General features: G+C 68.8%; 23 protein-coding genes. 13 read left to right on the forward strand and 10 right to left on the reverse strand.

Annotation, left to right across the window (positions count from 1 at the left end):
• The 4 genes from AC07O8_RS25600 to AC07O8_RS25615 form a co-directional block, all read left to right on the forward strand.
• A partial coding sequence (locus AC07O8_RS25600; protein WP_495050751.1) for a DNA polymerase III subunit gamma/tau C-terminal domain-containing protein occupies positions 1 to 722 on the forward strand: 722 nt, incomplete at its 5' end.
• Positions 723 to 898: 176 nt separating this feature from the next.
• Positions 899 to 1,225, forward strand: a complete 327-nt coding sequence (locus AC07O8_RS25605; protein WP_067274950.1) for a YbaB/EbfC family nucleoid-associated protein — start codon at positions 899 to 901, stop codon at positions 1,223 to 1,225.
• Positions 1,226 to 1,253: 28 nt separating this feature from the next.
• Positions 1,254 to 1,847 carry a recombination mediator RecR gene (gene recR / locus AC07O8_RS25610; RefSeq protein WP_495050839.1) on the forward strand — a complete coding sequence of 198 codons (594 nt, stop codon included), beginning with the start codon at positions 1,254 to 1,256 and terminating at the stop codon, positions 1,845 to 1,847.
• A 57-nt stretch (positions 1,848 to 1,904) separates the two neighbouring features.
• On the forward strand, positions 1,905 to 2,294 hold the full coding sequence (locus AC07O8_RS25615; RefSeq protein ID WP_495050752.1) for an MAPEG family protein: 390 nt from the start codon (positions 1,905 to 1,907) through the stop codon (positions 2,292 to 2,294).
• A gap of 146 nt (positions 2,295 to 2,440) precedes the next feature.
• Here AC07O8_RS25615 and AC07O8_RS25620 read toward each other — a convergent pair whose 3' ends face one another.
• Positions 2,441 to 4,213, reverse strand: a complete 1,773-nt coding sequence (locus tag AC07O8_RS25620) for a transglycosylase SLT domain-containing protein (protein ID WP_495050753.1) — start codon at positions 4,211 to 4,213, stop codon at positions 2,441 to 2,443.
• Positions 4,214 to 4,220: 7 nt separating this feature from the next.
• Positions 4,221 to 5,006 carry a hydroxyacylglutathione hydrolase gene (gloB, locus tag AC07O8_RS25625; protein ID WP_495050754.1) on the reverse strand — a complete coding sequence of 262 codons (786 nt, stop codon included), beginning with the start codon at positions 5,004 to 5,006 and terminating at the stop codon, positions 4,221 to 4,223.
• A gap of 26 nt (positions 5,007 to 5,032) precedes the next feature.
• Between gloB and AC07O8_RS25630 the strand changes: the two genes are divergently transcribed.
• From AC07O8_RS25630 to AC07O8_RS25660, 7 genes are all read left to right on the forward strand, one after another.
• On the forward strand, positions 5,033 to 5,995 hold the full coding sequence (locus AC07O8_RS25630; protein WP_495050755.1) for a class I SAM-dependent methyltransferase: 963 nt from the start codon (positions 5,033 to 5,035) through the stop codon (positions 5,993 to 5,995).
• A 98-nt stretch (positions 5,996 to 6,093) separates the two neighbouring features.
• Entirely contained in the window at positions 6,094 to 6,582 is a 489-nt protein-coding gene (gene rnhA, locus AC07O8_RS25635; protein ID WP_495050756.1) for a ribonuclease HI, read from the forward strand.
• Between the two features lie 91 nt (positions 6,583 to 6,673).
• Positions 6,674 to 7,195 carry a deoxycytidylate deaminase gene (locus tag AC07O8_RS25640; protein ID WP_495050757.1) on the forward strand — a complete coding sequence of 174 codons (522 nt, stop codon included), beginning with the start codon at positions 6,674 to 6,676 and terminating at the stop codon, positions 7,193 to 7,195.
• 101 nt (positions 7,196 to 7,296) lie between these two features.
• A complete protein-coding gene (locus tag AC07O8_RS25645) occupies positions 7,297 to 7,602 on the forward strand; it encodes a hypothetical protein (RefSeq protein WP_495050758.1) in 306 nt (101 codons plus the stop codon).
• Between the two features lie 182 nt (positions 7,603 to 7,784).
• Positions 7,785 to 8,678 (forward strand): SDR family NAD(P)-dependent oxidoreductase, encoded by an 894-nt coding sequence (locus AC07O8_RS25650; protein WP_495050759.1) that lies wholly within the window; start codon positions 7,785 to 7,787, stop codon positions 8,676 to 8,678.
• A gap of 74 nt (positions 8,679 to 8,752) precedes the next feature.
• Complete coding sequence (locus AC07O8_RS25655; RefSeq protein WP_495050760.1) at positions 8,753 to 8,944, forward strand: hypothetical protein; 192 nt, start codon at positions 8,753 to 8,755, stop codon at positions 8,942 to 8,944.
• Between the two features lie 100 nt (positions 8,945 to 9,044).
• On the forward strand, positions 9,045 to 9,788 hold the full coding sequence (locus tag AC07O8_RS25660) for a hypothetical protein (RefSeq protein ID WP_495050761.1): 744 nt from the start codon (positions 9,045 to 9,047) through the stop codon (positions 9,786 to 9,788).
• 21 nt (positions 9,789 to 9,809) lie between these two features.
• On the opposite strand, the gene AC07O8_RS25665 is transcribed toward AC07O8_RS25660, so the two are convergent.
• The 8 genes from AC07O8_RS25665 to AC07O8_RS25700 all read right to left on the reverse strand — a co-directional run bounded on the left by AC07O8_RS25665 (position 9,810) and on the right by AC07O8_RS25700 (position 20,345).
• On the reverse strand, positions 9,810 to 10,697 hold the full coding sequence (locus tag AC07O8_RS25665; RefSeq protein WP_495050762.1) for a 2OG-Fe(II) oxygenase: 888 nt from the start codon (positions 10,695 to 10,697) through the stop codon (positions 9,810 to 9,812).
• Between the two features lie 79 nt (positions 10,698 to 10,776).
• Complete coding sequence (locus AC07O8_RS25670; protein WP_495050763.1) at positions 10,777 to 11,430, reverse strand: hypothetical protein; 654 nt, start codon at positions 11,428 to 11,430, stop codon at positions 10,777 to 10,779.
• A 95-nt stretch (positions 11,431 to 11,525) separates the two neighbouring features.
• Entirely contained in the window at positions 11,526 to 12,890 is a 1,365-nt protein-coding gene (locus AC07O8_RS25675) for a cytochrome-c peroxidase (RefSeq protein ID WP_495050840.1), read from the reverse strand.
• On the reverse strand, positions 12,890 to 15,184 hold the full coding sequence (locus AC07O8_RS25680) for a phosphoesterase (protein WP_495050764.1): 2,295 nt from the start codon (positions 15,182 to 15,184) through the stop codon (positions 12,890 to 12,892). The genes AC07O8_RS25675 and AC07O8_RS25680 overlap by 1 nt, the downstream gene beginning before the upstream one ends.
• 275 nt (positions 15,185 to 15,459) lie before the next feature.
• A complete protein-coding gene (gene malG, locus AC07O8_RS25685) occupies positions 15,460 to 16,350 on the reverse strand; it encodes a maltose ABC transporter permease MalG (RefSeq protein ID WP_495050765.1) in 891 nt (296 codons plus the stop codon).
• A 10-nt stretch (positions 16,351 to 16,360) separates the two neighbouring features.
• Entirely contained in the window at positions 16,361 to 17,998 is a 1,638-nt protein-coding gene (gene malF / locus AC07O8_RS25690; RefSeq protein WP_495050766.1) for a maltose ABC transporter permease MalF, read from the reverse strand.
• Positions 17,995 to 19,233 carry a maltose/maltodextrin ABC transporter substrate-binding protein MalE gene (malE, locus tag AC07O8_RS25695; RefSeq protein WP_495050767.1) on the reverse strand — a complete coding sequence of 413 codons (1,239 nt, stop codon included), beginning with the start codon at positions 19,231 to 19,233 and terminating at the stop codon, positions 17,995 to 17,997. Before malE ends, malF begins: the two co-directional genes overlap by 4 nt.
• Positions 19,234 to 19,244: 11 nt before the next feature.
• The gene (locus AC07O8_RS25700; RefSeq protein WP_495050768.1) at positions 19,245 to 20,345 is read right to left on the reverse strand and encodes an ABC transporter ATP-binding protein; all 1,101 of its coding nucleotides are present in this window, start codon (positions 20,343 to 20,345) and stop codon (positions 19,245 to 19,247) included.
• Positions 20,346 to 20,519: 174 nt separating this feature from the next.
• Here AC07O8_RS25700 and AC07O8_RS25705 point away from each other — a divergent pair, with 174 nt between their 5' ends.
• Positions 20,520 to 23,036, forward strand: a complete 2,517-nt coding sequence (locus AC07O8_RS25705) for a glycogen/starch/alpha-glucan phosphorylase (protein ID WP_495050769.1) — start codon at positions 20,520 to 20,522, stop codon at positions 23,034 to 23,036.
• A gap of 24 nt (positions 23,037 to 23,060) precedes the next feature.
• Positions 23,061 to 25,061: a 1,4-alpha-glucan branching enzyme gene (glgB, locus tag AC07O8_RS25710; protein WP_495050770.1), complete on the forward strand. Its 2,001-nt coding sequence runs from the start codon at positions 23,061 to 23,063 to the stop codon at positions 25,059 to 25,061.
• The last annotated feature ends 23 nt before the right edge of the window (positions 25,062 to 25,084 follow it).

Below are 25,084 nucleotides of genomic sequence, written 5' to 3' on the forward strand. Positions count from 1 at the left end.
CTCCCACGCCGTCGGGCCCGCTGCGCGCCGCGCAGGCGGGCGCGCCGGCCACCCGATTCAGCGAGCGCCTCCGCCCGCGCGCCGGGCCGCCGCCCGTCGTGAAGGTCGAGTCCGATGCCGAAGAGCCCGAGGACCTGTCCCCGCCGCATGACGACAACGGCCCGCCGCCCTGGATGGACGTGCCGCCGCCGTCCGACGAGGAGGCGTCCGTCGGCATGTCGATGCCCGACATGGACGATCCGATGCCGTCGTCCGCCGAATCCGGCGGCGGCAGCGGCAACGGCGGCGGCATCTACGTCTCGACCGCCATCGAAGAGGTCGAGCTGGTGCCGACGGCGCTGGGCGAGCGCTGGTACGCCATCGTGCCCCAGCTCGGCCTGAACGCGCTGGCGCGCGAGCTGGCGCTGCAGGCCGAGTGCCTGGAGATCGACGAGTCCGTCGAGCCGCAACGCTGGCGCTTCCGCGTCGAGCGCGAATCGCTGCGCCAACCGGGTCTGCTGGAGAAGCTCCAGTCGGTGCTCGCCGGCTTTGCCGGCAAGCCGGTGCGGGTCGACATCGAGGCCGGCCGCGCCACCGATTCGCCGGCGCTGCGCGACACGCAGGCGACGCGGTCCCGCCAGCGGCAGGCCGAGTCCATCATCCTGGGCGATCCGGAAGTCCAGCAGCTGCTTGCGCAGTTCAAGACGGCGCGGATCCTGCCCGGCTCGATCAAGCCCGTCTGACGAGTCCGTCTGACGAGTCCGTCTGACGAGGCGGTCGCCGACGGCCGGACCCGCGATGAGGCGCCAGCGCAGGCGCGCGCCGTGGGCGACAATCGTGCCCATCGCATCGACCTCCGGGTCATCTCCGGATCGGCCCTCCGCCGATCCTTCGAATCTCTGAACAAGGAATCACGATCATGATGAAGGGTCAACTCGCAGGCCTGATGAAGCAGGCGCAGGCGATGCAGGACAACCTGAAGAAGGCGCAGGACGAGCTCGGCAACATCGAGGTCGAAGGCCAGTCCGGCGCCGGCCTGGTGAAGGTCACCATGACCTGCAAGCACGACGTCAAGCGCGTCGCCATCGACCCCAGCCTGCTGGCCGATGACAAGGACATGCTGGAAGACCTCGTCGCCGCCGCGTTCAACGACGCCGTGCGCCGCGCCGAGCAGGTCAGCTCCGAGAAGATGGCCAAGCTGAGCGCCGGCATGCCGATGCCCCCGGGCATGAAGTTCCCGTTCTGATCGCCGTTCTGATCATCGATTGGATCGGATTGCGGTGACCGCGCTCGAGCAACTGATCGAGGCCCTGCGGCGCCTGCCCGGCGTGGGCCAGAAGTCGGCCCAGCGCATGGCCTACCACCTGCTGCAGCACGACCGCGCCGGCGCCGATGCGCTGGCCCGCGCGCTGCAGGCCGCAACGACCAACGTGCGTCATTGCGAGCGGTGCCACACCTTCAGCGAGGCGCCGCTGTGCCCGATCTGCTCGGACCGGCAGCGCGATGCGCGGCTGCTGTGCGTGGTGGAGTCGCCGGCCGACCAGGCCGCGATGGAGCGCACGGCGTCCTACTTCGGCTACTACTTCGTGCTGCAGGGGCGGATCAGCCCGCTGGACGGCGTGTCGACGCGCGAGATCGGCGTCGACCAGCTGCTGGCGCGGGCGGCGGACGGGCAGGTGGAGGAGGTGATCCTCGCCACCAGCTTCACCGCCGAAGGCGAGGCGACCGCGCACGTGCTGGCCGAGGCGCTGCGCGCGCGCGGGCTGCGCAGCACGCGGCTGGCGCGGGGCGTGCCGGTGGGCAGCGAGTTGGAATACGTCGACCTGGGCACCATCGCGCATGCGTTGGTGGATAGGCGGTCGACCTGATGAGCGGCTGCCTGCGGGCGGCCGATCTGCAATCCTCGACGACGCGCGGGAGCGCCCATGACCATCGCCAACGACTGCCTGATCGTCGCCTGCCTCATGCCGCTGCTGTGCGCGTGGATCGCCAAGTCGCGCGGCATGGGGAAGCGGCGTCGCGACGGGGGTTTCGACAACCATGATCCGAGGGCGTGGCTGAGTCGGCAGACCGGCTGGCAGGCGCGCGCCCACGCGGCGCAGCAGAACAGCTTCGAAGCGCTGCCGCTGTTCATCGCCGGGGTGCTGGCGGCGCAGCAGATGCAGCATGCGCAGTCGCGCATCGATCTGCTGGCGATCGCGTTCGTCATCACGCGCGTCGTGTACGTCGGGCTCTACATCGCCGATCAGCCGAACCTGCGCAGCCTCTCGTGGGCCGTCGGCACGGCGATCTCGGTGGCGCTCTTCTTCGGCTGAAGCAGTCCCGTACTCCCACCGCCGCTGGCCCTCACCCCCACCCTCTCCCGCAAGCGGGAGAGGGAGTCCGACCGGCTCCACTCGCGGAGGCTGCGCTTCTTGCTCCCTCTCCCGCTTGCGGGACAGGGCTGGGGTGAGGGCTGCGGTCAGCGCAGGGCGGTCTTGGTGGCCACGGTGCGGCCGCCCTTGCCATCGCTGGCGGCGACCTTGGCGCTGCGGGTCTTCGCGCTGGCCTTGGCCGGCTTGTTCGCCGCGCTCGACGCGATCTTGGTGACCTTGCCCGACTTCGAGGACTTGCTCGCCGTGGCGGAAGACTTCGAGGAAGCGGCGGACGGCTCCACCGCCGCGAGCTGCTGACCCTCGCGCACATACGCGACGACCTGCTGACCCGGCTTGAACGTGGCCTTGGTGCTCACGCGGTTCCACTGCGCCAGCTGGGTCGTGCCCAGCCGGTAGCGGCGCGCGACGCTCGCCACCGTGTCGCCCTTGTTGGCCTTCAGCGTGACGCGGCGCATCGGGGGCACGTCGGGCGCGAAGCCGATGCGGGCGTTGTCGGCCAGATGCTCGGACACGTCCTGGTCGCGCGACGCGGTGCGCGGCACCAGCAGCGTCGAGCCCTGCGTCACCAGCATCCGCGCCGGGATGCGGTTGATCTCGCGCAGGCCGGTCTCGCTCATGCCGACCTGCCTGGCCGCGTCCGCCGGCTTCATCGTTTTCGGCACGACCCACGCCGTCCACGACGCCAGCGGGCCTCGGTGCTTCTCGAGGTTGGCGACGAAGGTGCTGGCGTTGTCATAGGGCAGCAGCAGCTGGCCGCTGCTGGCCGCCAGGATCACCGGCTTGTTCATCGACGGGTTGAACTGGCGGAAGGTCTCCTCGTCCAGCTCGGCGAGCTGCGCGGCGCGCGTGACGTCCATGTCGCGGTCGATGTTGACCGACAGGAAGTACGGATGGTTCGCCACCGCCGGCAGCTGCAGCCCGTAGGCCTCGGGCCGCATCACGATGTTCTTCACCGCCTGCAGCTTGGGCAGGTAGTAGCGCGTCTCGTCGGGCATGCGCAGGCTGTCGTAGTCGATCGGCAGGCCGGCTTTCTGGTTGCGCGCCACCGCCTTGCTGACGTTGCCCTGGCCCCAGTTGTAGGCGGCCAGCGCCAGCTGCCAGTCGCCGTCGAACAGCTTGTTCAGGCGCTGCAGGTAGTCCAGCGCCGCCTTGGTCGAGGCGAGCACGTCGCGACGATCGTCGCGGAAGATGTTCTGCTTCAGGTCGAAGTCGCGGCCGGTGGCGGGCATGAACTGCCACATGCCGACGGCCTTCGCGCTGGACTGCGCGTCGTTGCGGAACGCGCTCTCGACGAAGGGCAGCAGCGCCAGCTCCATCGGCATGCCGCGCTTCTGGACTTCCTCGACCACGTGGTACAGGTACAGGCTGCCGCGGCCGGTCATGCGCGCGACGTAGTCGGGCCGGCTGCTGTACCAGTCCTCGGCCTTGCGGACCAGGTCGTTGTCGAGCTCGGGCATCGCCATGCCGGCGCGCATCCGCGCCCACAGGTCGACGTGCGTCTTCGGGGCGTCGAGGTCGACCTTCTCGCCGGGGTTCAGGTTGTCCTCGAGCAGCACGTCCAGCTTCTCTTCCGGCGCCGTGGCGACGCGCGCCACCGGCGTGGCCGGCGAAGGCACGGCGGAGGCCGCGGACTCGACCGCCTGCACCGTCTGCTGCGCGACCGCCTGCGCTTCCTGGTTGTCGGCCCGCGGCGCGTTCGTCGCGCAGGCGGCCAGCACCAGCGGCAGCAGCGCGGCGATCAGCGTCAGCGCGGGGCGCTTGCCGGCGGCGGCGGAAGGGGTGGCGGAGGCGGCATCCGCGCCGGTCGCGGCGCGGGAAGAACGGGACGTCAGGCGGGTCGGATTCTGGTGTCGATGCATCGGAGGCTCAGCGAAATTCGTTCTTCCATTGACGCAGGCCGGCCAGGACGGAGGCCGGCTGCGACGTGACGCTCGGATCGTGGCGCTGGGCGGCCTCGCGGACGTCGGCGTGCTCGCAGCGCAGGAAGGGGTTGATCTGGAGCTCCACGGCGATGGTGGAGGGCAGGGTGGGCAGCGACTGCTCGCGCCGGGCCAGACACCAGGCCTCGTGGCGCGCGACCGCCTCGTTCTGGGGCTCGACTGTGCGAGCAAATCGCAGATTCGACAAGGTGTACTCGTGCGCACAGCAAACGCGGGTGTCCCCGGGGAGCGCCGCCAGCTTGGACAGCGAGTCGTGCATCTGCGCCGGCGTGCCCTCGAAGAGCCGGCCGCAGCCGGCGGAGAACAGCGTGTCGCCGCAGAAGAGGATGGGCGCGCCGCCGTCGGTCGGGTGCTTCAGCACGAAAGCGATGTGACCGGCGGTGTGGCCGGGGACGTCGAGCACGTCGACAACCTGGCCAAGGAGTTCGAAGCGGTCGCCTTCGCTCAAGGGTTCGACGGGCACCGGCATGGATTCACCAGCCGGCCCCCAGACCTTTGCGCCCTCGGTCAGCAAGGGCATCAATTCGCGCAGCCCGCCGACATGATCGGCATGGTGATGGGTCACTAGAATGCCTCGCAGGTCCAGTCCCAGCGAACGCAGCGCCACCTTCACCGGTGCGGCGTCGCCCGGATCGACCACGAGTGCCGACCGGCCGTCATGCAGCAGCCAGAGATAGTTGTCTGAGAAGGCGGGAACGGCGACCAGGTTCATGCAGGCAAGGGGATCAGGTCCCAGCGATGAAGACTCCGGGCCATGACAACGACACAAGCGACGACGGCGCCGGGAAGTCGCCGATTGTAGAGGCGCACTTCCGGCCGGACACCGCCGCGGCGGAGTTCGCGCATTGGTTGCGCACGCCCGCCGGGCGCTACCTGCTGGCGTGGGAACAGCGCTTCATCGACGCGGCCGTGATCGACTGGTTCGGGTATCACGCGCTGCAGCTCGGTTTCCCGCAGCTGCAGGGCCTGCGCACCAACCGGATGACCAACCGCTGGCTGGCCTTGAACCACGGGCCGTTCGAGGACGGCGTCGCCGGGCCGCCGCGGCAGGGCGTGATCGCGCATCCGCTGGAGTACCAGCCCGAGCCCCAGGCCGAACTGGCCCCGGGCCTGAACGGCGCGGGTCGCGCCGCGGTCTATTGCGAGTTCGACGCCTTGCCGTTCGAGGCCAACAGCCTGGACCTGGTGCTGCTGCCGCACACGTTGGAGCAGGCCGCCGATCCGCACCGCTGCCTGCGCGAGGTCGAGCGCGTGCTGCGTCCCGAGGGACGCGTCGTGATCCTCGGTCTGAACCCGGCCAGCCTGTGGGCGGTGAGGCAGAATCTCGCCCGCGTCAACGGTCGCATGCTGGGCCGTCCGCCGCGGCTCTACCTGCCGGAGGAGCGCGAGTACCTGGGTTACTGGCGGCTGCGCGACTGGTTGCGGCTGCTGTCGTTCGAGGTCGAGCGCGCGCAGTTCGGCTGCTACCGGCCGCCGCTGCTGAGCGATGCCTGGCTGGCGCGCTGGCAATGGATCGAGAAGCCCGGCGGCAAGTGGTGGACGGTGCTGGGCGCGCTGTACGGCGTCATCGCGGTCAAGCGCGTGCACGGCATGCGGCTGATCGGGCTGGCGCGCGGCAAGAAGCGCACCGCCAAGACCGCGCCGGCGGTGGCGGCGGTCCATCATCACCATCATCATTGCGACGACGTCGAGGTCGATTGAGCTCCACGTGGCCGCCACTTGATCCGCACATGGTCCGTACATGGTCCGCACATGAGCCGACTTGACGTCGACGTTCCCCATTCCTTTCCGACTGCTTCATGACCGATACCGAATCCTCTGCCTCTCCCGCTCCCGCCGCGCCGAAGATCGCCAAGCCGCCTGTCGTCATCTACACGGACGGCGCCTGCAAGGGCAATCCGGGTCCGGGCGGCTGGGGCGCGTGGCTCAAGAGCGGCGACCACGAGAAGGAGCTGTTCGGCGGCGAGCGCAACACCACGAACAACCGCATGGAGCTGACGGCGGTGATAGAGGCGCTGACCTCGCTCAAGCGCAGCTGCAACATCGTGATCTACACGGACAGCGAATATGTGCGCAAGGGCATGACCGAGTGGATCTCGGGCTGGCAGCGCCGCGGCTGGAAGACGGCCGACGGCAAGCCGGTGAAGAACGCCGACCTGTGGCAGCGCCTGGACGCGCTGCGCAAGCTGCACACGGTCGACTGGCGCTGGGTCAAGGGGCACGCCGGCGATCCGGGGAATGAGCGCGCGGATGCGTTGGCGAACAAGGGGGTGACGGTCGCGAAGTGAGGCCCCCACTCGACGCGAATTGAGCGGCCAGGTCGCGGCGGCGGCTCCACTACACTTCTCCGCCTTCCTGGACCTTCGCGTTCCCTTCGTCATGGACAACCAACCGCTGATCGACTGGCATTCGATGTTCATGGGCGTGGCCCTGCTGGCCGGCGCCCGCTCCAAGGACAGCCGCAAGCGCAACGGCGCCTGCATCGCGAGCGCGGACTACAAGATCGTCGGCGTGGGCTACAACGGCCTGCCGCGCGGCTGCGACGACAACGATCCCGCGTACTGGTCCGACGACGACGCCGATCCGGCCAACTCGCGCCACAGCTACATCGTCCATGCCGAGGTCAACGCGATCCTCAACTGCGTCGTGCTGCCGCTGACCGGCAGCACCATCTACACGACCCAGTACCCGTGCCCGCGCTGCGTGCAGTCCATCATCCAGGTCGGCATCCAGCGCGTGGTCTACCTGGAGAAGAAGGACCACCAAATCGGCCTCAACGCGGCCTCGGCCAAGATGCTGACCGATGCGCGGGTCGACGTCCTGGCGCTCAATGAGCTCGACGTGCCGGCGGCCGTCTGGTGCACGGACCTGTCGGGTTTCATCGCCAAGCCGCGACCCTGATCCGACGAACTGGCCGGAAAACACCCCGCTTTTCCCGCTCAAGTTCTTGGCGGCTCGATTCATGATCCTCCCACGCCGACATGAATCGTTCCGAGGCCGCCATGCACACCACCGCCATCCCGCCGCACCTGATGCCCGAATCCGCCCAGGCTCCCTGGGGACTGGTGCCGGATCTCGGCCTGACGGTGGCCGGTTCGGCCGGCATGGACGAGCTGTACGCGCTGCAGGACCTGATGGCTGGACAAGGCCTGACCCTGCAACCGACCCGCATGCTGTACGACCGCCTCTACGCGCTGGAACGCCTGAACACGGCGTATGCCCGCGGCGACGCGCAGCTGCAGGCGGCCGCGCAAGCGCTGTTCGACGCCTATCAGCGTCGCGGCGAATGGATCGGCTTGGTGCACTGAGCCGGCCCCTGATTCCGAATCGAAGGCGCCCGCGAGGCGCCTTTGTCGTTTTCGGCGCGCGCTGCCGGGATGTCGTTTGACGCATTTCCTCGACGGAACGTCGTCTTCCCCTCGATTGAGCGTGGCGTGTACCGGGTCGGTTCGCTAGGCTGAGGTCGTCAGGGATGGAGCGAAAAAAAATCATGCTCACGACGATCTGGAGGGCGCTGAAGATTCAGCGCAGGGTGGCCATGGGTCCGCTCATGTTGACCTTCCAATGGGGGAAGTCGACGCGGCTCGTCAGGTCAAGGACGAGGAGAACCGGCAGACCGGCGTTGGATGCCGGCACGCCGCGACAGCCCTTGGCGTCGAATGAGCGGCCTGCCGAAGCCTCGACGCCGCCCGGTGCGCTGCTGTTCGGCGTCGGGCCTGGGCTGGGCGAGGCGCTCATGGAGCGACTGGACGCTGAAGGCTTTCGGCTCGGCGTCGTGTCGCGCAATGCCGGGCGCTTGCAAGGGTTGCTGGATCAATTGCCGGGAGGCGGCCGCCACCATCGCGCCTATGCCTGCGATGTCACGCTGGAGACATCCGTCGACCAGGCTTTCTCTCAATTCAAGCGGGAGTTCGGCGCCCCTTCGCTGGTGATCTATGCGCTGCAAAGCTTCGGCCCCGGCACGATCAACGACATCGAGGTGCCTGCCTTCGAGGAAGGACTGCGCCACAACTGCTTCGGCGCCTTCCTGGTCTCGCGCCAAGCATGCCGCGCGATGGCGGAGGCGGGGCACGGCACGCTGCTGCTGATCGGTTCGACCTCGTCCATCATTGGGCGGGCAGGGCACTTGAACCTCGTTGCAGGAAAATTCGGGCAGCGTGGGTTGGCTCAGGTGCTCGCGCGCGAGATGTGGCCCCGCGGCGTCCACGTGGCTCACGTCATGATCGATGCCGACATCCGGGAGCAGGAAGGACGATCGCACCCCCAATCGGAGCCCCACCACATCGCGGAGACGCTGCTGTTCCTCCATCGGCAGCCGAAGTCCGCGTGGACAAGCGAATTGGACCTCCGTCCCTGGAACGAGCGCTTCTGGGAACACTGCTGAAGTGGACGAATCTGAGTCGTCGTCAGGGCCGCGGCCCCATGGCTAAGATCGGGCGGCCACTTCAGGAGGCCCGCATGAACGCACCGCGCTCTCCCCGAGACTTCCCGCCCGGCCTGCACGGCGGGCTCGAGCACGACGACGAGGACCATCGCGTCGGCGAGACCGGTCAGAAGGGGCCGGAAGGTGACGGCGACGTTGATCGCGCGCATCACGAGCAGCAGGACCGCGACGCCCGCGACGATCGCGCCCCACCGCCGAAGCGCTGAACAGTTACCTTCTGCCATCTTGGCGCCTTCATCTCCCGAAGGCAGAATCGCCGTCGCAAAAAACAGCCGGCAAGGCGATCGAACTCGGGAGGAAAAGGCGATGCCATTCGTCGGATTGGGTGTTCACATCCTGTTGGCGCTGTTCTGCGCCGTTCACGTCGTGCGCAACGGGGGACAGCTGTACTGGCTGATCATCCTGTTCTCATTCCCGCTGCTGGGCAGCCTCGTCTACCTGCTGGTGTTCGTGGTGCCGCACTCGCGGGTCGAGCGCAGCGCCAAGCGCGCCATGCGCGCAGCCGGTCGCGCGTTGGATCCGGGCCGGGAACTGCGTGAGGCGCGTGTCGCCTTCGACGAGACCCCGACCGCGCAGAACCAGATGCGCCTGGCCACCGCGCTGCTGAATGCCGGCGAGGCGGCGCAGTCCGCCGAGCAGTTCCAGGCCTGCCTGCGCGGCCCGTTCGCGAAGGACCTGGAGATCCGGCTCGGCGCGGCTCGCGCCTTCCTCGCGGCGGGTCAAGCGGCACAGGCGCTGGAGCACCTGGCGTCGATGCGAGCCGAGAAGGCCGACTTCCGCGCCGAGGCGGTGTCACTGCTGACGGCACGATCGCTCGCGGCGCTGGACCGTTCTGCGGAGGCTCGCGCGGAATTCGAGTCCGCGTCGGAACGCTTTGGCAGTGTCGAAGCCTGGGCGGAATACGCGATCTGGGCGATAGGCCGCGGCGACGATGCGACCGCGCAGCCGCTGCTGGCGAAGATCGACAAGGTCAGCGCGAAGTGGAATGCGCTGACGAAGCAGCTCAACGAGCCGGTGATGCGAAGGCTGCGGGTGGCGCGCAAGGCTTGACCCCTCGGAAGACGCGCCGACTCACGCGCTCACGAAAACCCGCTCCCGCATCCACTTCGTCGCCACCCACTTCTCGCCGCGCGTGACCGCGCTGCTGGCATGCAGTGACGCGTGGTCCAGTTCGCCGTGCGAGTTGGCGTATTCGAAGTAGACGGCGTTCCCTCGTTGCGGGGAGACCGCCCAGCCCGCCGCCGGAAACACCGTCTCGCCTCCCGCTGGCACGTCGTTGAGGTAGGTGACCAGCGTACTCACGCGCTGCCCACTGCGCGCGATCGACGCCTGATTCGCCGGATTCGACGGCACCAGGAAGTCGTAGTGCGGCGCGCTGCCTGCCCCCTCGGGGTAATGCAGGATCTGCAACCCTTCACCGTGTGAGACCGGCAGGTTCATGATCTCCGCGATGCGCCGGTCCAGGCGCGCGATCAGCGGCGTCTCTGCTGGGCGGAAGAACATGCCGAGGCTGCTTCGCAAGCCGCTCACGACGTCGCGCCCGGTGCGCGGGTCGACGAGCGTCGACGGCCGAAGCCGGCCTCGGGCCAGGGCGATCACTTCCTCGCATTCGTCGGCGCTGAAGACGCTGTTGAGCACGGCGAGCATCGGTCGCTCGGCGCGCGCGGCGATGCGTACAACGCGGTCACCCGTCTCGATCGACGTGCCCGGGCGGAAGCGCGGCGTCTCGTATCGATCGGGCGGGGCGCCGTCGATCGCCGATGGCATCGACATTCCCGTCGACGTCCCCATCGCCGGCGAGCTTCCCATCGACGTCGGAGCGGGCGGAAGCTCGACCTGATCCACCGGCATCGCGCGCTCGCCTCGCCGCGCGCGCACGAACGCCTCCACGATCGCCTGTGCCGCCTCGGCCGCGATCTCGCGCTCCTGCAGCGCGCTGCGCAACTCGCCCGGCGCCACGCCGTTGTCCAGGTGCTGGCGAACCCAGTCCCCCAACGCAGGAGGAAAACGCACGACGGTCGTCATGTCGCCGCCTGCCTCAAAGCAGGTCGACGGCGACCCACCCGGTCTCCGTCTTCTTGAACGTCTCCTGCAGCTGCGCGCTGCCCGCGCCGCGGATCACCTGCGCGACGACGGGGAAGACCTTCTGCAGCTCGGCATCGCCGGTCCACGGCGCGGCCTTCACCCGGTAGGTGTAGCTCACGACCGCGTGCCGGTCCTTGCCTTCGCCGCCCAGTTCCCAATGTACGACCTTGTCCAGGCTGAGCTTCGCGGCGCAGAAGTCACCGCGCGTCTCCCTGCCGCCGTCGGGACGCGGCTGCTCGCGCGTCACGTAGAACTGCTTGCCGGTCTCGGTCAGCGCGTAGCGACGGACCTTCATGTGATGCGAGACCTCGTTGTCGTCCTTGACGTCGACCTCGGCCACGGTCGAGCTCGCCAGTCCGAGGCGCTCCAGCACCGGCAGCTGCAGCGCGTTGCGCGCGCCGGCGTCGATCTCGCGCTGGGTCAGGTCGATGGGCCATTCGTTCTTGGCCAGGCACAGGTCGCCACGCTTGGCGAGGTAGTCCTGCATGCTCGCGACGAAGTGATCGGCGGTTGGTTCGACCGAGGCAGCAGCGCTGGCCGGCTCCACGGGCCTGGAGCAGGCCGCGAGCAGGGACAGCGCAAGCGCCGAGGCGGCAAGGCCAGCCACGCGTGTCGGCCGATCAGGAACGCGATGAGGAACGCGATGGGGTGCGGAAACGGAAATCATGCGGAGGAGAGGCAGGGGTGATTCGGAGGAGGTCATCACGACGTGCAGGAACCGGCCGCGAGCGCTTTCGCCGGCTGGGTGTCTTTGTCGTTGAGCGTGTTCAGGAAGCAGAGCAGGTCGGCGATGTCCTGCTCCGACATCGGCGGCTTGCTGTGCGCCGCGCGGCCGTCCAGCGGCATCTGCGTGTCGATGTTGCCGACGAAGGGCTTCGGCAGATCGTCGAACTTGCGCACCTTGCCGCCGAGGTACTGCGTGGTGATCAGGCCATAGGTCGGGAAGTCGGGATCCGGCGTCGCCTTGGGCGTGCCGCCGTCGGTCGGATACCAGAGCTCGGGCATCGTGTCGCGCGTGTTGTAGAAGCGGATCGTCTGCTCCAGCGAATGGAAGATCCCGTTGTGGAAGAAGCTGTGTCGCGTCGCCACATTGCGCAGCGTCGGCGACTTGAACATGCCGCAGAAGGTGTTGCCCTTGACCGGTGCGTGGTCGGTGCGCAGCGGGCCGCACAGGCCGATGTCGGCGTAGCTCGTGTCCGCGTTGGCCGGGATCGCGGCGTTGCGCGGCACGCCGATCGCCTCGTAGGAGAAGTCCGTGAAGATCGCCGTGCTGCCGTTCAGGCCGGCGCCCTGGTAGTGGCACGACGCGCAGTTGCCGCCGTTCGGATCGGCGAAGACCTTCAGGCCGCGCGCTTCGGCCGCGGTCAGCACGCCGCCGATCTTGTTGCCGATGTAGAGGTCGAATTTGCTGGAGTACGGATGGAAGCTCACGTCCTCCAGCTGGAAGGCCTGCAGCGCCTTGCCGGCTGCGGCGAAGGCCTGGTCCGCGTTGTCGAAGATCGTCGCGCCGAAGGCCTGCCGGAACTGCTCGGCATACGGGCCGGCCTGCAGCTTCTTCACGACGTCGGCGGCGCTGGCGTTGGCCATCTCGTTGGGGTCCAGCAGCGGCAGGCCCGCCTGCTCGGCGAGCGTCGCCGCGCGGCCGTCCCAGGCGAAGCCGCCGCCGGGACCGGGCACGCTGACGCCATCGGGGTTGTCGAGCAGGTCCGCGTAGGGCGGCGTCGCGTCCTTGTAGCGCAGCGACGGCACGGCGCGCAGGCCGGCGCTCTTCAGCTCGGGACCGCCGAGCTGCACCGACAGGTCGTTGGGCGGGCCGTAGGCGTTCTTCGGATCGTGGCAGGTGGCGCAGGCCATGCGGCCGGAGCCCGACAGCGTCGCGTCGAAGAACATCTTCTGACCGACCTGCGCGGCGGGGCTCAGCGTCGTGACCGGGTTCAGCGCGGTGCCGGCGGAGGAGGCCGCCTCCGCGCCGGACGCGGCGCTCCCGGTGTCGGCGCTGCCGGACGGCCCGCAGCCGGCCAGCAGCAGGCCGAATCCGAGCGCCACGCTGGCGCGGAGGACGGCGATCACTTCTTCAACGCCCAGACGTTGGTCTGGACCGTGTCGGCGCCGATCTGCGCGGCGGTGTTCACGTCGGCCGACTGCTTCTGCGTGTAGTTGGCCGGGGCCTTCCACGCATGGTTGATCGCGCGCACGGAGTCGAAGTGAGTGTCGGCGCTGCCGGCGTATTCAGGCAGGTTGAGGATGTTGGCCGCGATGAACTTCTCGGTGTACTTCGAGCGGTTCATGTACGACGCGTCCACCGCCGGGTCGGCCAGCTGGAACATGTCCTGCAGCGTGCGCACGAACGAGAAGTGGCTGTAGGCATCGCCGTCCGACACGCCCTTGGGCGCGTCCGCCTGGTTGGTCAGGATGCCGAAGATGCTTTCGCCGTGGCCGCGGTTGCCCTTGGTGTAGTTGTTGACGCTGGCGTCGACGGTGACCGCGCCGGTCTTCGCATCGACGACCACCGGCTTGGACACCGCGCTGTTGGACACGTTCCAACCGCAGCACGAGTTGAAGCCCGAGGTCGCGTTGCCTTCGTCAAACATCAGCACGATGGCGACGCGCTTGGCCGGGTTCTTCCACAACGCCGAAGCCTGGATCTTTTTCACCAGCGCGTCGACGTAGTTGTCGCCGCGCGTGATGATGTTGGCCGCCGAGCTCTGCGCCACGTTGTTGGCGACGCTGCCGCAGTCGCTGGCCGTGGCGGTCGTGCCGTTGGCCAGCTTGCCGATGACGCTGATGCCGTGCATGTCGTCGCACTGGTCGGGGACCAGGAAGTTCAGCGTGCCCACCTTGCCGCTGGCCAGGTCGGTGCCGAGCTGGTCGACGTCGTAGTTGGCCGGCACGGCGTAGGCGCTGCTGGCCTTCATGTTGGCGTCCCACTGGCCGCCGCCCATGGTGCGGTTGCTGTACTTGAACTCCGGCGCGCTGCGGACGTTCTGGTAGGCCATGCCCGGATGGTGCTTGGTCTTGTACAGCCCGGCGGGCATCGGCAGCGTCAGGCCGGCGGTGCCGACCGCGACGGTGTTGCCGTTGATCGTGCCGGGCGCGTAGACGTTGTCGGCGGCCGTGACGGCGGCGTCGGCGACGGAGTCGGTGCGGAAGTCCTGGCCCGGGTTCATCGACTCGCTGTAGGTGCGCCAGGTCATGCCGGCGGCCGTGATCGCGTTGAACAGGTTGGGCTTGCCGACGATGTTGTGGTTGACCGCGGCGGTCTGCGTGCAACTGGCGGCGAACGGCGAGCTCGCCAGACCCGGCTGGGTCTTGTCGGGCACGGGCAGATCCTGGACCGCATTGGCGCCGGTGGCGTCGCAGTTCCACTGGCTGTCGTCGGTGATGCCGAAGTCGTCGGCGCCGCCGAGGGCCGTGTAGTTCGGTTCGGACGGGTTGCCGGTGGCGTAGTAGCTGGTCAGCTGGTTGCCGGACGCGAGCAGCGCGTTGATCTTGGGCGCCCACGGCGAGCCCTTGATCGACAGCGTGGCCTTGTTCTCCAGCATCACGATGAAGATGTGGTCGTAGCGCGGCACGCCTTCGAGCGCGAACGCGGCCTGCTGCGATTGCGCGAAGGTGATCTTCGTGCGCGCGTCGGTGCCGGTGGGCGCGGTGGCGGCGCTCACGTTCGCGGCGCCGGCCAGGCGCGGGTCGCCGCCGGGGGCGGCCAGCGCGTCGGGGTACAGGTCGCCGCGGTCGAGCTTGGTGATCGCGTAGGTGAAGCGGTTGTCCAGGGCCTTGGCTTCGGCCAGCAGGGCGGCCTGATCGGCGCCGGTGACGGTGCTCGCGTCGGCCAGCACGTTGGCCAGCGACACGCCGATGCGCGTGGCGACGATCTGCTTCTCGACGGCGTAGCTGCTGCCGTTGGCTTCGACCAGGCGCTGCACTTCCGACGACAGCGGGCTGATGACGACGTTGCCGGCCTGCTCCATGACCTGGTCCAGCGACGCGCGCAGCACGTCGCGGCTGGCGACCTTGGCGCCGGTGGTGGACAGGGTGGCGTCGGTGCCGATGTCGGCGATCAGCGCGGCGTTGGCCGGCAGGGTCAGCGAGAAGTGGCCCTTGGCGTCGGTGACGACCGGGGTCTCGGTGGTGTCGCAGACGCCGTTGCCGTTGGTGTCGACGCAGACCTTGGCGCCGACGTAGTAGGCGGGGGCGATCGTGGGATCGGTGGCGCTGCCGGCGGTGAAGCTGGTGGCGGTGACGACGCCGTTGATCGTGACGCTGGTCGACGGGGTGTCGTTGTCGGAGCCGCAGGCGGCCAGGATGGCCGCGGCAACGAGGGTGAGCGAGACGTTCAGCGCGGTGGATTTGCTGGGTCGCATGGGAGTCCTGGAGTGGTGGCGATGGCTGTGCTCGAACGCTCCGGGAGGAGACCGTTCGAAACGCCGCGCACTCTAGAAATCACGCATGACGGATCCGTGTCACTCGTCGTCAAGGCCGCGTGAGGGCCCTTGCGCCGCAAGGCTTGGCGCGTTTCGCAAAGTTACGTGAAGCGATGCGCACGCTTGAAACGTGTTGCGATGCGCACGGGGCTTGGCGAAGCCTCAACGGCTCGCGACACCCGATTTGCTGCGCCATCCGCGATGGCGCGATGCGCTCAGCCCTTCACCCCACCCGCCGTCAGCCCCGACACGATCCACCGCTGCGCCAGCAGGAACACCGCCGTGATCGGCAGGCCCGACAGCACGGCCGCGGCCGCGAAGTCGCCCCACAGGAAGCGCTGGTCGTGCAGGAAGTACTTCGACCCCACCGCCAGCGTGAGGTTGGACTCCTCGCGCAGCAGCACCGACGCCACCGGGTACTCGATGATGCAGCCGATGAAGGCCAGCACGAACACCACCATCAGGATGGGCACCGCCATCGGCAGCAGCACCAGCCGGAACGCCTGCCAGGGCGACGCGCCGTCTACCTTGGCGTTCTCCTCGATCTCCACGGGGATGGTCTCGAAGTAACCCTTGATGGTCCAGATGTGCGTCGCCACGCCGCCCAGGTAGGCGACGATCACGCCCGCGTGCGTCTCGATGCCCAGCCACGGCACAAACGTGCCGATGGTCTCGAAGATCGCGTAGATCGCCACCAGCGCCAGCACCGCCGGGAACATCTGCAGCAGCAGCATGCTGTTCAGGATGCTGGCCTTGAACGGGAATCTCAGCCGCGCGAAGCCGTAGGCCGCGGTCGTCGAGATCGCCACGATCAGCACCGCCGAGATCGTCGCCACCTTGATCGAGTTCCACAACCACGTCAGCACCGGGAAGGGCGGCTGCACCAGCGAGCCGTCCGCCGCCTGGTACGGGATGCCCAGCGCGAGTTGCCAGTGCTCCAGGCTGATGGTCGTCGGGATCAGGCTGCCGGTCGCGAAGTTGCCCGGCCGCAGCGAGATCGACACCACCGCCAGCAGCGGGAACAGCGTGACCGCCAGGAAGATCCACAGCATCACATGCGCCGCGACGACGCGCCAGCGCGCCTGCTTGCCTCGAACGATGGCCATGGTGCGGTCCTCAGCGGTTGGCGTTGCGCATCAGGCGCAGATTCAGCAGCGACATCCCTGCGACCAGCACGAAGATCAGCGTCGAGATGGCTGCGGCCAGTCCGAAGTCGGTCCCCGAGTCGCGGAAGGCGATGCGGTAGGTGTAGCTGACCAGGATGTCGGTCTGCCCGGCGGGGATCTTGGTGGACAGGTAGTCCGGCCGCCCGTCGGTCAGCAGCGCGATCAGCACGAAATTGTTGAAGTTGAACGCGAAGGCCGAGACCAGCAGCGGCGACAGCGGCTTGATGATCAGCGGCGCGGTGATCTTGAAGAAGTTGGTCAGCGGTCCCGCGCCCGCGAGCGCCGAGGCCTCGTACAGGTCGGACGGGATCGCCTTCAGCAGCCCCGTGCACAGGATCATCACGTACGGGTAGCCGAGCCACACGTTGACGATCAGCAGCATCGTGCGCGCCAGCGACGGGTCCGCGAACCACGCCGGCCGCACGCCGAAGAGCGCGTCCAGGATCGCGTTGATCTCGCCGAAGTTCTGGTTGAACAGGCCCTTGAACACGAGGATCGAGATGAAGCCCGGCACCGCGTAGGGCAGGAACAGCAGCGTGCGGTAGGCCGTGCGGTAGCGCAGGTCCTCCCAGTTCAGCAGCACCGCCAGCATCATGCCGATCGCCGTCGCGAAGACCACCGTCAGCAGCGAGAACACCACCGTCCAGCCGAAGATCGACAGGAAGGGGCCGCGGAATTCCGCGTCGAACAGCATGCGCTTGTAGTTCTGCGCGCCGACCATGACCTTGTAGCCGGGCGCGAGGTGCGTGCCCGCCACCGCGCCCTGGCCTTCGTAGTACCCGGTGCTCGCGTCCGGGCGGAAGACGGCACCGTCGGCGACGCGCTTCAGCGCGCCGTCGGGCTGCTCCTCGTAGTGCGGGCGGATCGGGCCGAACTCACGCAGTCCGAGATACCGCAACACCGCGGCATTGCCCGTGGGCTCGGGCAGTTTCAGGCGCAACTGTGAGAGGGCTTGTCGATGGGCCACGAGCTCCTTGAGCGTCAGCGGCGGGCCCAGCGTGGCATCGGCCGGTCCGGTCGGCTGCATGGCCACGTCGAGCGGCTTGTCCCCCTGGCGCAGCGCCAGCGGCGGCGACACGAACTGCGCCGCGCCGCTGGCCGGGTCGCGCAGCACCACGCGGAAGTCGCTGCCCGCGCCGTGCACGCTGTAGTCGCGCACGGCCTCGAGCGCCGTGTCGTGCTGGTCCAGCAGGAACTCACGCACGCGCTCCTGGCTCAGCAGGTGGGCGGACGAGTAGTTGGTGAAGCCGATCTGCGTCGTGTACGCGAGCGGGAACGCGATGAACAGCAGCATCCCGGCGACGCCGGGGAAGAGGTAGCGGTAGGCGAAACCGGCCTTGGACAGGTAGACCGCGAAGCCCGTGCCGAAGAGCAGCAGCACGCCGAGCGCCCAGCTCGTCAGTCCCGCCGCGTACAGCATGAAGACGAGGTAGAGCGCCCCCAGCGCGATCACGGCCATCGTCGGCCAGTACAGCGCCTGGGCGAGCCGGTCCAGCGCGCCGGGCGGCCGGCGCGTGTAGGCCTCGGACAGCGGCGAGCCCGGCAGCGTGGCGGCCAGCGTCGACGTCGATGCGGTGGTGGCGTTCATTGCTTCAGCAGCATCCGGCCGGACGCGCCGTCCAGCGCGTCCTTGGGGCTTTGCAGACCGTTGGTGATCGCCTCCAGCGCCGCGTCCATCGCGGTCCAGAAGCGTCCCACCTCGGGGATGTTGGGAATGGCCTCGCCGGCGCGGGCGTTCTCCATGCTGGCGCGGATCAGCGGGTTCACCGACAGCTGCAGGTAGAAGGCCTTGTTGGCCGGCACGCCGATCGGCACGTCGGCGTCGAGCACCTGCAGCGACGCGGGCCGCATCAGGTGGCGCTCGATGAACTCGCGCGCGAGGTCCTTGTTCTTCGACGGCGCCGAGATCATGCAGCCCAGCACCCCGACGAAGGGCTTGGACGGCTTGCCCGCGACCACCGCCGGGATGGGCGCGACGCCGATGTCGATCCCCGCCTTGCGCGCGTTCTCCCAGGCCCAGGGGCCGGAGATCATCATCGCGACCTCGCCGCGCGCGAAGCCCGATTCCATCTCGGAATACCGCGCGCCGCGCGGCATCACGCCGTCGGTGATCAGGCGCTCCAGCATCCGGCCCGCAGCCAGCGCGCCGTCGTTGTTGACCTTGACCTGCCGCGCGTCGAAGTCGCCCTGCGCGTCACGCTCGAAGATCACGCCGCCGGCGCCCGCGAACATCGGCCAGGTGAAGAAGCTCTTGTTGTAGTCCCACAGGATCGCGTGCTTGCCGCGCTGGCGCAGTTGCTTGTCGACGGCGATCACGTCATCCCAGGTCGCGGGCGGCCTGCTCACCAGCGCCTTGTTGTAGATCAGTCCGGTCGTCTCGATCGCGATGGGGTAGCCCCAGAGGCGGCCCTGGTAGCGGAAGGCCTGCCAGGCGGCGGGCTCGACCTCGTCGTAGAGCGCCTGGCGCGGCTGCACCGGCGTGAGCAGCCCCGCCTTGGCCCACTCGCCGACGCGGTCGTGCGGCCAGCAGAAGACGTCCGGGCCCTTCCCGGCGCCGGCGGCCTGCGTGTACTTCTCGGGCGCGTCGACCGGATGCTCGACGACGACCTTCACGCCGGACTCGCGCTCGAACGCGTCGCCGACCTTCTGCAGGCCGTTGTAGGCCTTGTCGCCGTTGATCCAGACCAGCAGCTTGGGCGCCGTCTGCGCCGCGACCTTCTCGCAGCCGCCGAGCAGCGCGACGGCCGCGAAAGCGGAGAACGCGCCGCGCGCCAGCGCCGAGCGCAGGACTCCCCGGGAGGCCGTGCGGGAAGCGCGGGCCATGAAGCGTCCCGTCATTCCGCCGCTCCGAGCCGCTTGAATGCCAGGCCCTGGGCGTCGAACAGGTAGCAGAGGTCTGGCGGCAGATGCAGCTGCAAGGTATCGCCGGCGCGCACGCGCGTCCTGCCGTCGAATTCGCAGGTCAGCGCGTCCTCGACGCCCGGGTAGGCGCAGTACGCATGCGTCACGCCGCCCAGCGACTCGACGAAGGTGACGGTGCTCGCGATCAGGTTGGCGTCGCCGCCGACCTCGAAGTGTTCCGGCCGCAGGCCCAGCGTGACCTTGTCGCCGGCCTTGGCGCGTGAGGCGTCGACGCGCGTGCGGATCATGGCGCCATCGCCCAGTCGCACCGTGGCATGGTCGGCGCCGGCCGTCACGACCTCGGCCTCGATGAAGTTCATCTTCGGGCTGCCGATGAAGCCGGCGACGAAGAGGTTGTCCGGGTGTTCGTAGAGCTCCAGCGGCGTGCCCACCTGCTCGATGGTGCCGGCGCTCAGCACGACGATGCGGTCCGCCAGCGTCATCGCCTCGACCTGGTCGTGGGTGACGTAGACCATCGTGGTCTTGAGGTCCTCGTGCAGCTTCGCGAACTCGTAGCGCATGCGCACGCGCAGCGCGGCGTCCAGGTTGGACAGCGGCTCGTCGAAGAGGAAGACCTCGGGCTTGCGCACGATCGCGCGGCCGATGGCCACGCGCTGGCGCTGGCCGCCCGACAGGTCCTTGGGCTTGCGTTCCAGCAGGTGCTCGATGTGCAGGATGCGCGCGGCGTAGCGCACCGAGCGTTCGATCTCGTCCTTGGGCACCTTCGCCAGCTTCAACCCGAACGCCATGTTGTCGTAGAGGTTCATGTGCGGATAGAGCGCGTAGCTCTGGAACACCATCGCGATGCCGCGCTCCGCCGGCGGCACGTCGTTGACCAGCCGGCCGCCGATGCGCAGCTCGCCGCCGGTGATGTCCTCCAGCCCCGCGATCGTGCGCAGCAGCGTGGACTTGCCGCAGCCCGAGGGTCCGACGAAGACCATGAATTCACCGTCCCGGATCTCCAGGTCGATGCCATGCAGGATCTTGGTCTCGCCATAGGCCTTGGCCACGGCTTGCAGCTTCACGTCCGCCACGGGGTGTCTCCTTGTTTGTAGAGAATATACATGTCTGATTGGCGATTCACAACGCGGCTACACCCGGTGACGATCAGACGAATCACATGTAATCAACGACTTGCAGTCAAACTCGGGATTACCCGATGTAGTGAAACTACAAGAATTCGAACGCCTTGATGGATACTTCGCTCCATGACGACCGACTCTCTCGACCGGGTCGCCGCCTTTGAGCAGGCGCTGCGACGTGAACGCCCCCTGGCCAGCCCTGCCGCTGTGGCCGCCGCCGCGGTCGCATCCGCCACGGCCGTGACGCCCGCAGGGGCCCGCGCCACGAGCGCCGAGCTGCACGCGATGATGCGCGCCGCCGCCGGTGCCTGCCGCGAAGTGCTGGACCGACGCTGGGCCTCGACCCAGGCCGCCGACGCGGCGCGTGGCGCCGCGGCCGACGTGCGCCGGGTGCATTACCTGTCGATGGAATTCCTGATGGGCCGTGCCTTGGGCAACGCGCTCGCGGCGCTGAAGCTGGAGGAGCCCCTGCGCGCGGCCTTCGCGGCGCAGGCCGGGGAGGGTCAGTCCTTGCCCGACGTGCTGGAGCGCGAAAGCGATGCCGCGCTCGGCAACGGCGGCCTCGGCCGCCTGGCCGCGTGCTTCCTCGATTCCTTCGCGGAACTGGGCCTGCCGTCCTTCGGCTACGGGTTGCGTTACCAGTACGGCATGTTCGCGCAGGGCATCCGGGACGGCCGCCAGGTCGAGTCGCCTGACGACTGGATGGCGCTGGGCAATCCGTGGGAGGTGGCGCGCCCCGAGTGCCGTTACCCGGTCGGTTTTGGCGGCCACGTCGAGGTCGATCCCAGCGGCTCGCGCCGCTGGTGGCCGACCGAGCACCTGATTGCGCAGGCCTTCGACTTCATCGTTCCGGCGCACCATGGCGAGCGCGTGTCGACCCTGCGCCAGTGGCACGCGCAGGCCGCGGCGCCGATCGACTTCGACGCCTTCTGCCGCGGCGACCACCACGGCGCCGCCGCGCATCGCGTCGCGGCGGATGCGCTCAACTGGGTGCTCTATCCCGACGACAGCACCGAGGCCGGCCGCCGGCTCCGCTTGAAGCAAGAGTTCTTCCTGGTCAGCGCGTCGATGCAGGACTTGATCGCACGCCACCTGCGCGAGACCGGCACGCTCGCGAACCTGGGCCGCGCCAATGCGATCCATCTGAACGACACGCATCCGGCGCTGGCGCCGGCGGAGCTGATGCGGCTGCTGCTCGACGACCACGGCCTGGGCTGGGACGAGGCCTGGGCGATCACGCGCGAGGCGGTCAGCTACACCAACCACACGCTGATGCCGGAGGCGCTGGAGACCTGGCCGGTCCGCCTGTTCGAGCAGCTGCTGCCGCGCCACCTCGAGATCGTCTACGAGATCAACCACCGCTTCCTGGAGTCCGTGAAGCTGCGCTTCCCCGGCGACGTCGACCTGTTGCGTCGCGTGTCGCTGATCGACGAAGGCGACGGCCGCGGCAGCGAGCGCCGCGTGCGCATGGCCGCGCTGAGCATCGTCGCCTCGCACCGCGTCAACGGCGTGGCGGCGCTGCACTCGGACCTGATGGTGAGGACCATCTTCGCGGACTACGCGCGGATCTTCCCGTGCCGCTTCCACAACGTCACCAACGGCGTGACGCCGCGCCGCTGGCTGCAGCAGGCGAATCCGGGCCTGTCGGCGCTGCTGGACGAGCGCATCGGCACCGGCTGGCGCCGGCGCCTGGACGAGCTGGCGCAGCTCCGCCCGCTGGCCGCCGACACGGGCCTCGGCGAGGCGCTGCGCGCCGTCAAGCGCGGGAACAAGCAGCGGCTGGCCGCGCACGTCCAGCGCGAACTCGGCGTGACGATCAACATCGACAGTCTCTTCGACGTCCAGATCAAGCGCATCCACGAATACAAGCGCCAGCTGCTGAACCTGCTCCACGTCATCAGCCGCTACCAGGCGATCGTCGCGAACCCGACGGCGGACTGGGTGCCGCGGACGGTGGTGATCGCGGGCAAGGCCGCGTCGGCCTACGTGGCGGCGAAGGCCATCATCGAGCTCGCGCACGACGTCGCCCGCGTCATCGACGGCGACCCGCGCGTCGGCGACCGGCTCAAGCTGGTCTTCCTGCCCAACTACGGCGTCTCGATGGCCGAGCTCGTCATCCCGGCCGCCGACCTGTCCGAGCAGATCTCCACCGCCGGCACCGAGGCGTCGGGCACGGGGAACATGAAGTTCGCGCTCAACGGCGCGCTGACGATCGGCACCTGGGACGGCGCCAACATCGAGATGGCGCAGGCCTTCGGCGAGCGCAACATGTTCACCTTCGGCCTGAAGACGGAGAAGGTCGAGGCGCTGCGGCGGGCCGGCTACGAGCCGCGCCGCGTCGTCGAGCAGAACCCGGCGCTGTTCGACGTCATCGACGCGATCGCGCGCGGCGAGTTCTCACAGGGCGACCCGGGCCGCTACCGCACGCTGATCGACAAGCTGCTCGGCGAGGACCAGTACCTGCTGATGGCGGACTTCGCCGACTACCTGCGCGCGCAGGGCGAGGTCGACGCGCTGTTCCGCAATCAGGCCGCGTGGACCGAACGCGTGGCGCTGAACATCGCCGGCATGGGGATGTTCTCGTCCGACCGCACGATCGAGGAATACGTCGAGCGCGTCTGGTCGGTCAAGAGCCTGGGCTGACGCACGGGTCGCGGACTGCCGCCGATGACGACGCTGCTGCCCGACGCCGACCTCGCGCTGCTCGCGCGCGGCGAGCATCCGCGCCCCTGGCTGTGGCTGGGTGCGCATCCCGTCGTCATGGCGGGCGAGTCGGGGGTCCGTTTCGCCGTGTGGGCGCCGCAGGCGTCGCGGGTCGCCGTCGTCGGCGACTTCAACGGGTGGTCGGGCGCGGCGCATCCGATGCGGCGCTGTGCGACGCGGGACGAGCCGGATTGGCTCGACGCCGGCATCTGGGAAGTCTTCGTGCCGGGCGCGTCACGCGGCCAGTTCTACAAGTACGAGATCACCGGGCCGGACGGCACCGTGCTGCCGCTGAAGGCGGATCCCTACGCGTTCCGCGCGCAACTGCGGCCGGACAACGCGAGCATCGTCGAGGGCCTGCCTGCGCCGCATGCGCTGCCCGAAGGCCGCGCGGCGCTCAACCGCCGCGACGCGCCGATCAGCGTGTACGAGGTGCATGCGATGTCTTGGCGTCGAGACGAGGTCCGCGACGGCGGGGACGACGGCGGGGACCATGGCGGCAGTGCCGCGTTTCCGGATTGGGACTTCCTCGCGCGCGAGCTGCCGCCGTACGTGGCCGGGCTCGGCTTCACGCACGTGGAGCTGATGCCGATCACCGAGTTCCCTTTCGATGGCTCGTGGGGTTACCAGACCCTGGGCCTGCATGCGCCGACCGCGCGGCTGGGCGCTCCCGACGGCTTGCACCGCTTCGTCGATGCGTGCCACGCGGCCGGCCTCGGCGTGCTGCTCGATTTCGTCCCGGCGCATTTCCCCGAGGATCCGCACGGCCTCGCGAAGTTCGACGGCACGCCGCTCTACGAATACGCCGACCCGCGCGAGGGCTGGCATCGCGACTGGCAGACGCTGATCTACGACTTCGGCAAGCCGCAGGTCCGGCAGTTCCTGTGCGGCGCCGCGCTGTTCTGGGCCGAGCGCTACGGCATCGACGGCCTGCGCGTCGACGCGGTCGCGTCGATGCTGTACCGCGACTACTCGCGTCCGCACGGCGAGTGGATCCCCAACATCCACGGCGGCACGGAGAACCTCGAGGCCATCGCGCTGTTCAAGCGCCTCAACGAACTGCTCGGCTGCGAAGCGCCCGGCGTGATCACGATCGCCGAGGAGTCGACCGCGTTCCCGCTCGTGTCCGCGCCGACCTCGGTCGGCGGCCTGGGCTTCCACTACAAATGGAACATGGGATGGATGAACGACACGCTGCGCTACATGCGCGAGCAGCCCATCCACCGATCGTGGCACCACGAGAAGATGAGCTTCGGCCTCGTCTACGCCTTCAGCGAGAACTTCCAGCTGCCGCTGTCGCATGACGAGGTGGTCCATGGCAAGGGCTCGCTGCTGGGCAAGATGCCCGGCGCTGAAGGGACTGAACGGGCTGATGGCGCGGATGGCGCCGAGGGCCATGGGAGCGGGGCCGTCGCCCGCGGCGACTGGCAGCGCTTCGCCCAGCTGCGCGCGTACTTCGGCTTCATGTGGGCGCACCCGGGCAAGAAGCTGCTGTTCATGGGACAGGAATTCGCGCAACGCGACGAATGGAACTTCGAGCGCGCCTTGCCGTGGGCGCTGCTCGAGGATCCGCGCCATGCCGGCGTCCAGCGCCTGGTCGGCGATCTCAACCGGCTCTATCGCGACTGGCCCGCGCTGCATCGGCTCGACAGCGAGCGCGACGGGTTCGAGTGGCTGGTGGAGGACGACGTGGCGCACTCGGTCTTCGCCTGGGTCCGCCGCGGCGGCGCCGGAACGGAACGGGGCAGCGTCGTCGCCGTCTGCAATTTCACGCCCGTGACGCGCATCGGCTACCGGCTGCCCATGCCGCATGGCGGCGCCTGGCGCGAGGTGTTGAACACCGACGCGGCCCTCTACGGTGGCCGCGGGGTTGCGACCGGCGCGCCGGCATCGGCGCCGGACGATGATCCCGTCATCACCTTGACCCTGCCGCCGCTGGCGACGATCTTCCTGGTGCCGGCCTGAGCCGGCGACGACCTTTCAACGAC

The sequence above is a fragment of the Roseateles sp. GW821-FHT09G09 genome (assembly GCF_059415965.1).

Coding starts and splice junctions, on each gene's coding strand:
- AC07O8_RS25640 (WP_495050757.1), top strand. CDS start 6,674: ATGGACAACCAACCGCTGATCGACTGGCATTCGATGTTCATGGGCGTG.
- AC07O8_RS25630 (WP_495050755.1), top strand. CDS start 5,033: ATGAAGACTCCGGGCCATGACAACGACACAAGCGACGACGGCGCCGGG.
- AC07O8_RS25680 (WP_495050764.1), bottom strand. CDS start 15,184: ATGCGACCCAGCAAATCCACCGCGCTGAACGTCTCGCTCACCCTCGTT.
- AC07O8_RS25705 (WP_495050769.1), top strand. CDS start 20,520: ATGACGACCGACTCTCTCGACCGGGTCGCCGCCTTTGAGCAGGCGCTG.
- gloB (WP_495050754.1), bottom strand. CDS start 5,006: ATGAACCTGGTCGCCGTTCCCGCCTTCTCAGACAACTATCTCTGGCTG.
- rnhA (WP_495050756.1), top strand. CDS start 6,094: ATGACCGATACCGAATCCTCTGCCTCTCCCGCTCCCGCCGCGCCGAAG.
- AC07O8_RS25645 (WP_495050758.1), top strand. CDS start 7,297: ATGCACACCACCGCCATCCCGCCGCACCTGATGCCCGAATCCGCCCAG.
- AC07O8_RS25650 (WP_495050759.1), top strand. CDS start 7,785: ATGCTCACGACGATCTGGAGGGCGCTGAAGATTCAGCGCAGGGTGGCC.
- malE (WP_495050767.1), bottom strand. CDS start 19,233: ATGGCCCGCGCTTCCCGCACGGCCTCCCGGGGAGTCCTGCGCTCGGCG.
- AC07O8_RS25615 (WP_495050752.1), top strand. CDS start 1,905: ATGACCATCGCCAACGACTGCCTGATCGTCGCCTGCCTCATGCCGCTG.
- AC07O8_RS25620 (WP_495050753.1), bottom strand. CDS start 4,213: ATGCATCGACACCAGAATCCGACCCGCCTGACGTCCCGTTCTTCCCGC.
- malF (WP_495050766.1), bottom strand. CDS start 17,998: ATGAACGCCACCACCGCATCGACGTCGACGCTGGCCGCCACGCTGCCG.
- malG (WP_495050765.1), bottom strand. CDS start 16,350: ATGGCCATCGTTCGAGGCAAGCAGGCGCGCTGGCGCGTCGTCGCGGCG.
- AC07O8_RS25660 (WP_495050761.1), top strand. CDS start 9,045: ATGCCATTCGTCGGATTGGGTGTTCACATCCTGTTGGCGCTGTTCTGC.
- AC07O8_RS25655 (WP_495050760.1), top strand. CDS start 8,753: ATGAACGCACCGCGCTCTCCCCGAGACTTCCCGCCCGGCCTGCACGGC.
- AC07O8_RS25605 (WP_067274950.1), top strand. CDS start 899: ATGATGAAGGGTCAACTCGCAGGCCTGATGAAGCAGGCGCAGGCGATG.
- glgB (WP_495050770.1), top strand. CDS start 23,061: ATGACGACGCTGCTGCCCGACGCCGACCTCGCGCTGCTCGCGCGCGGC.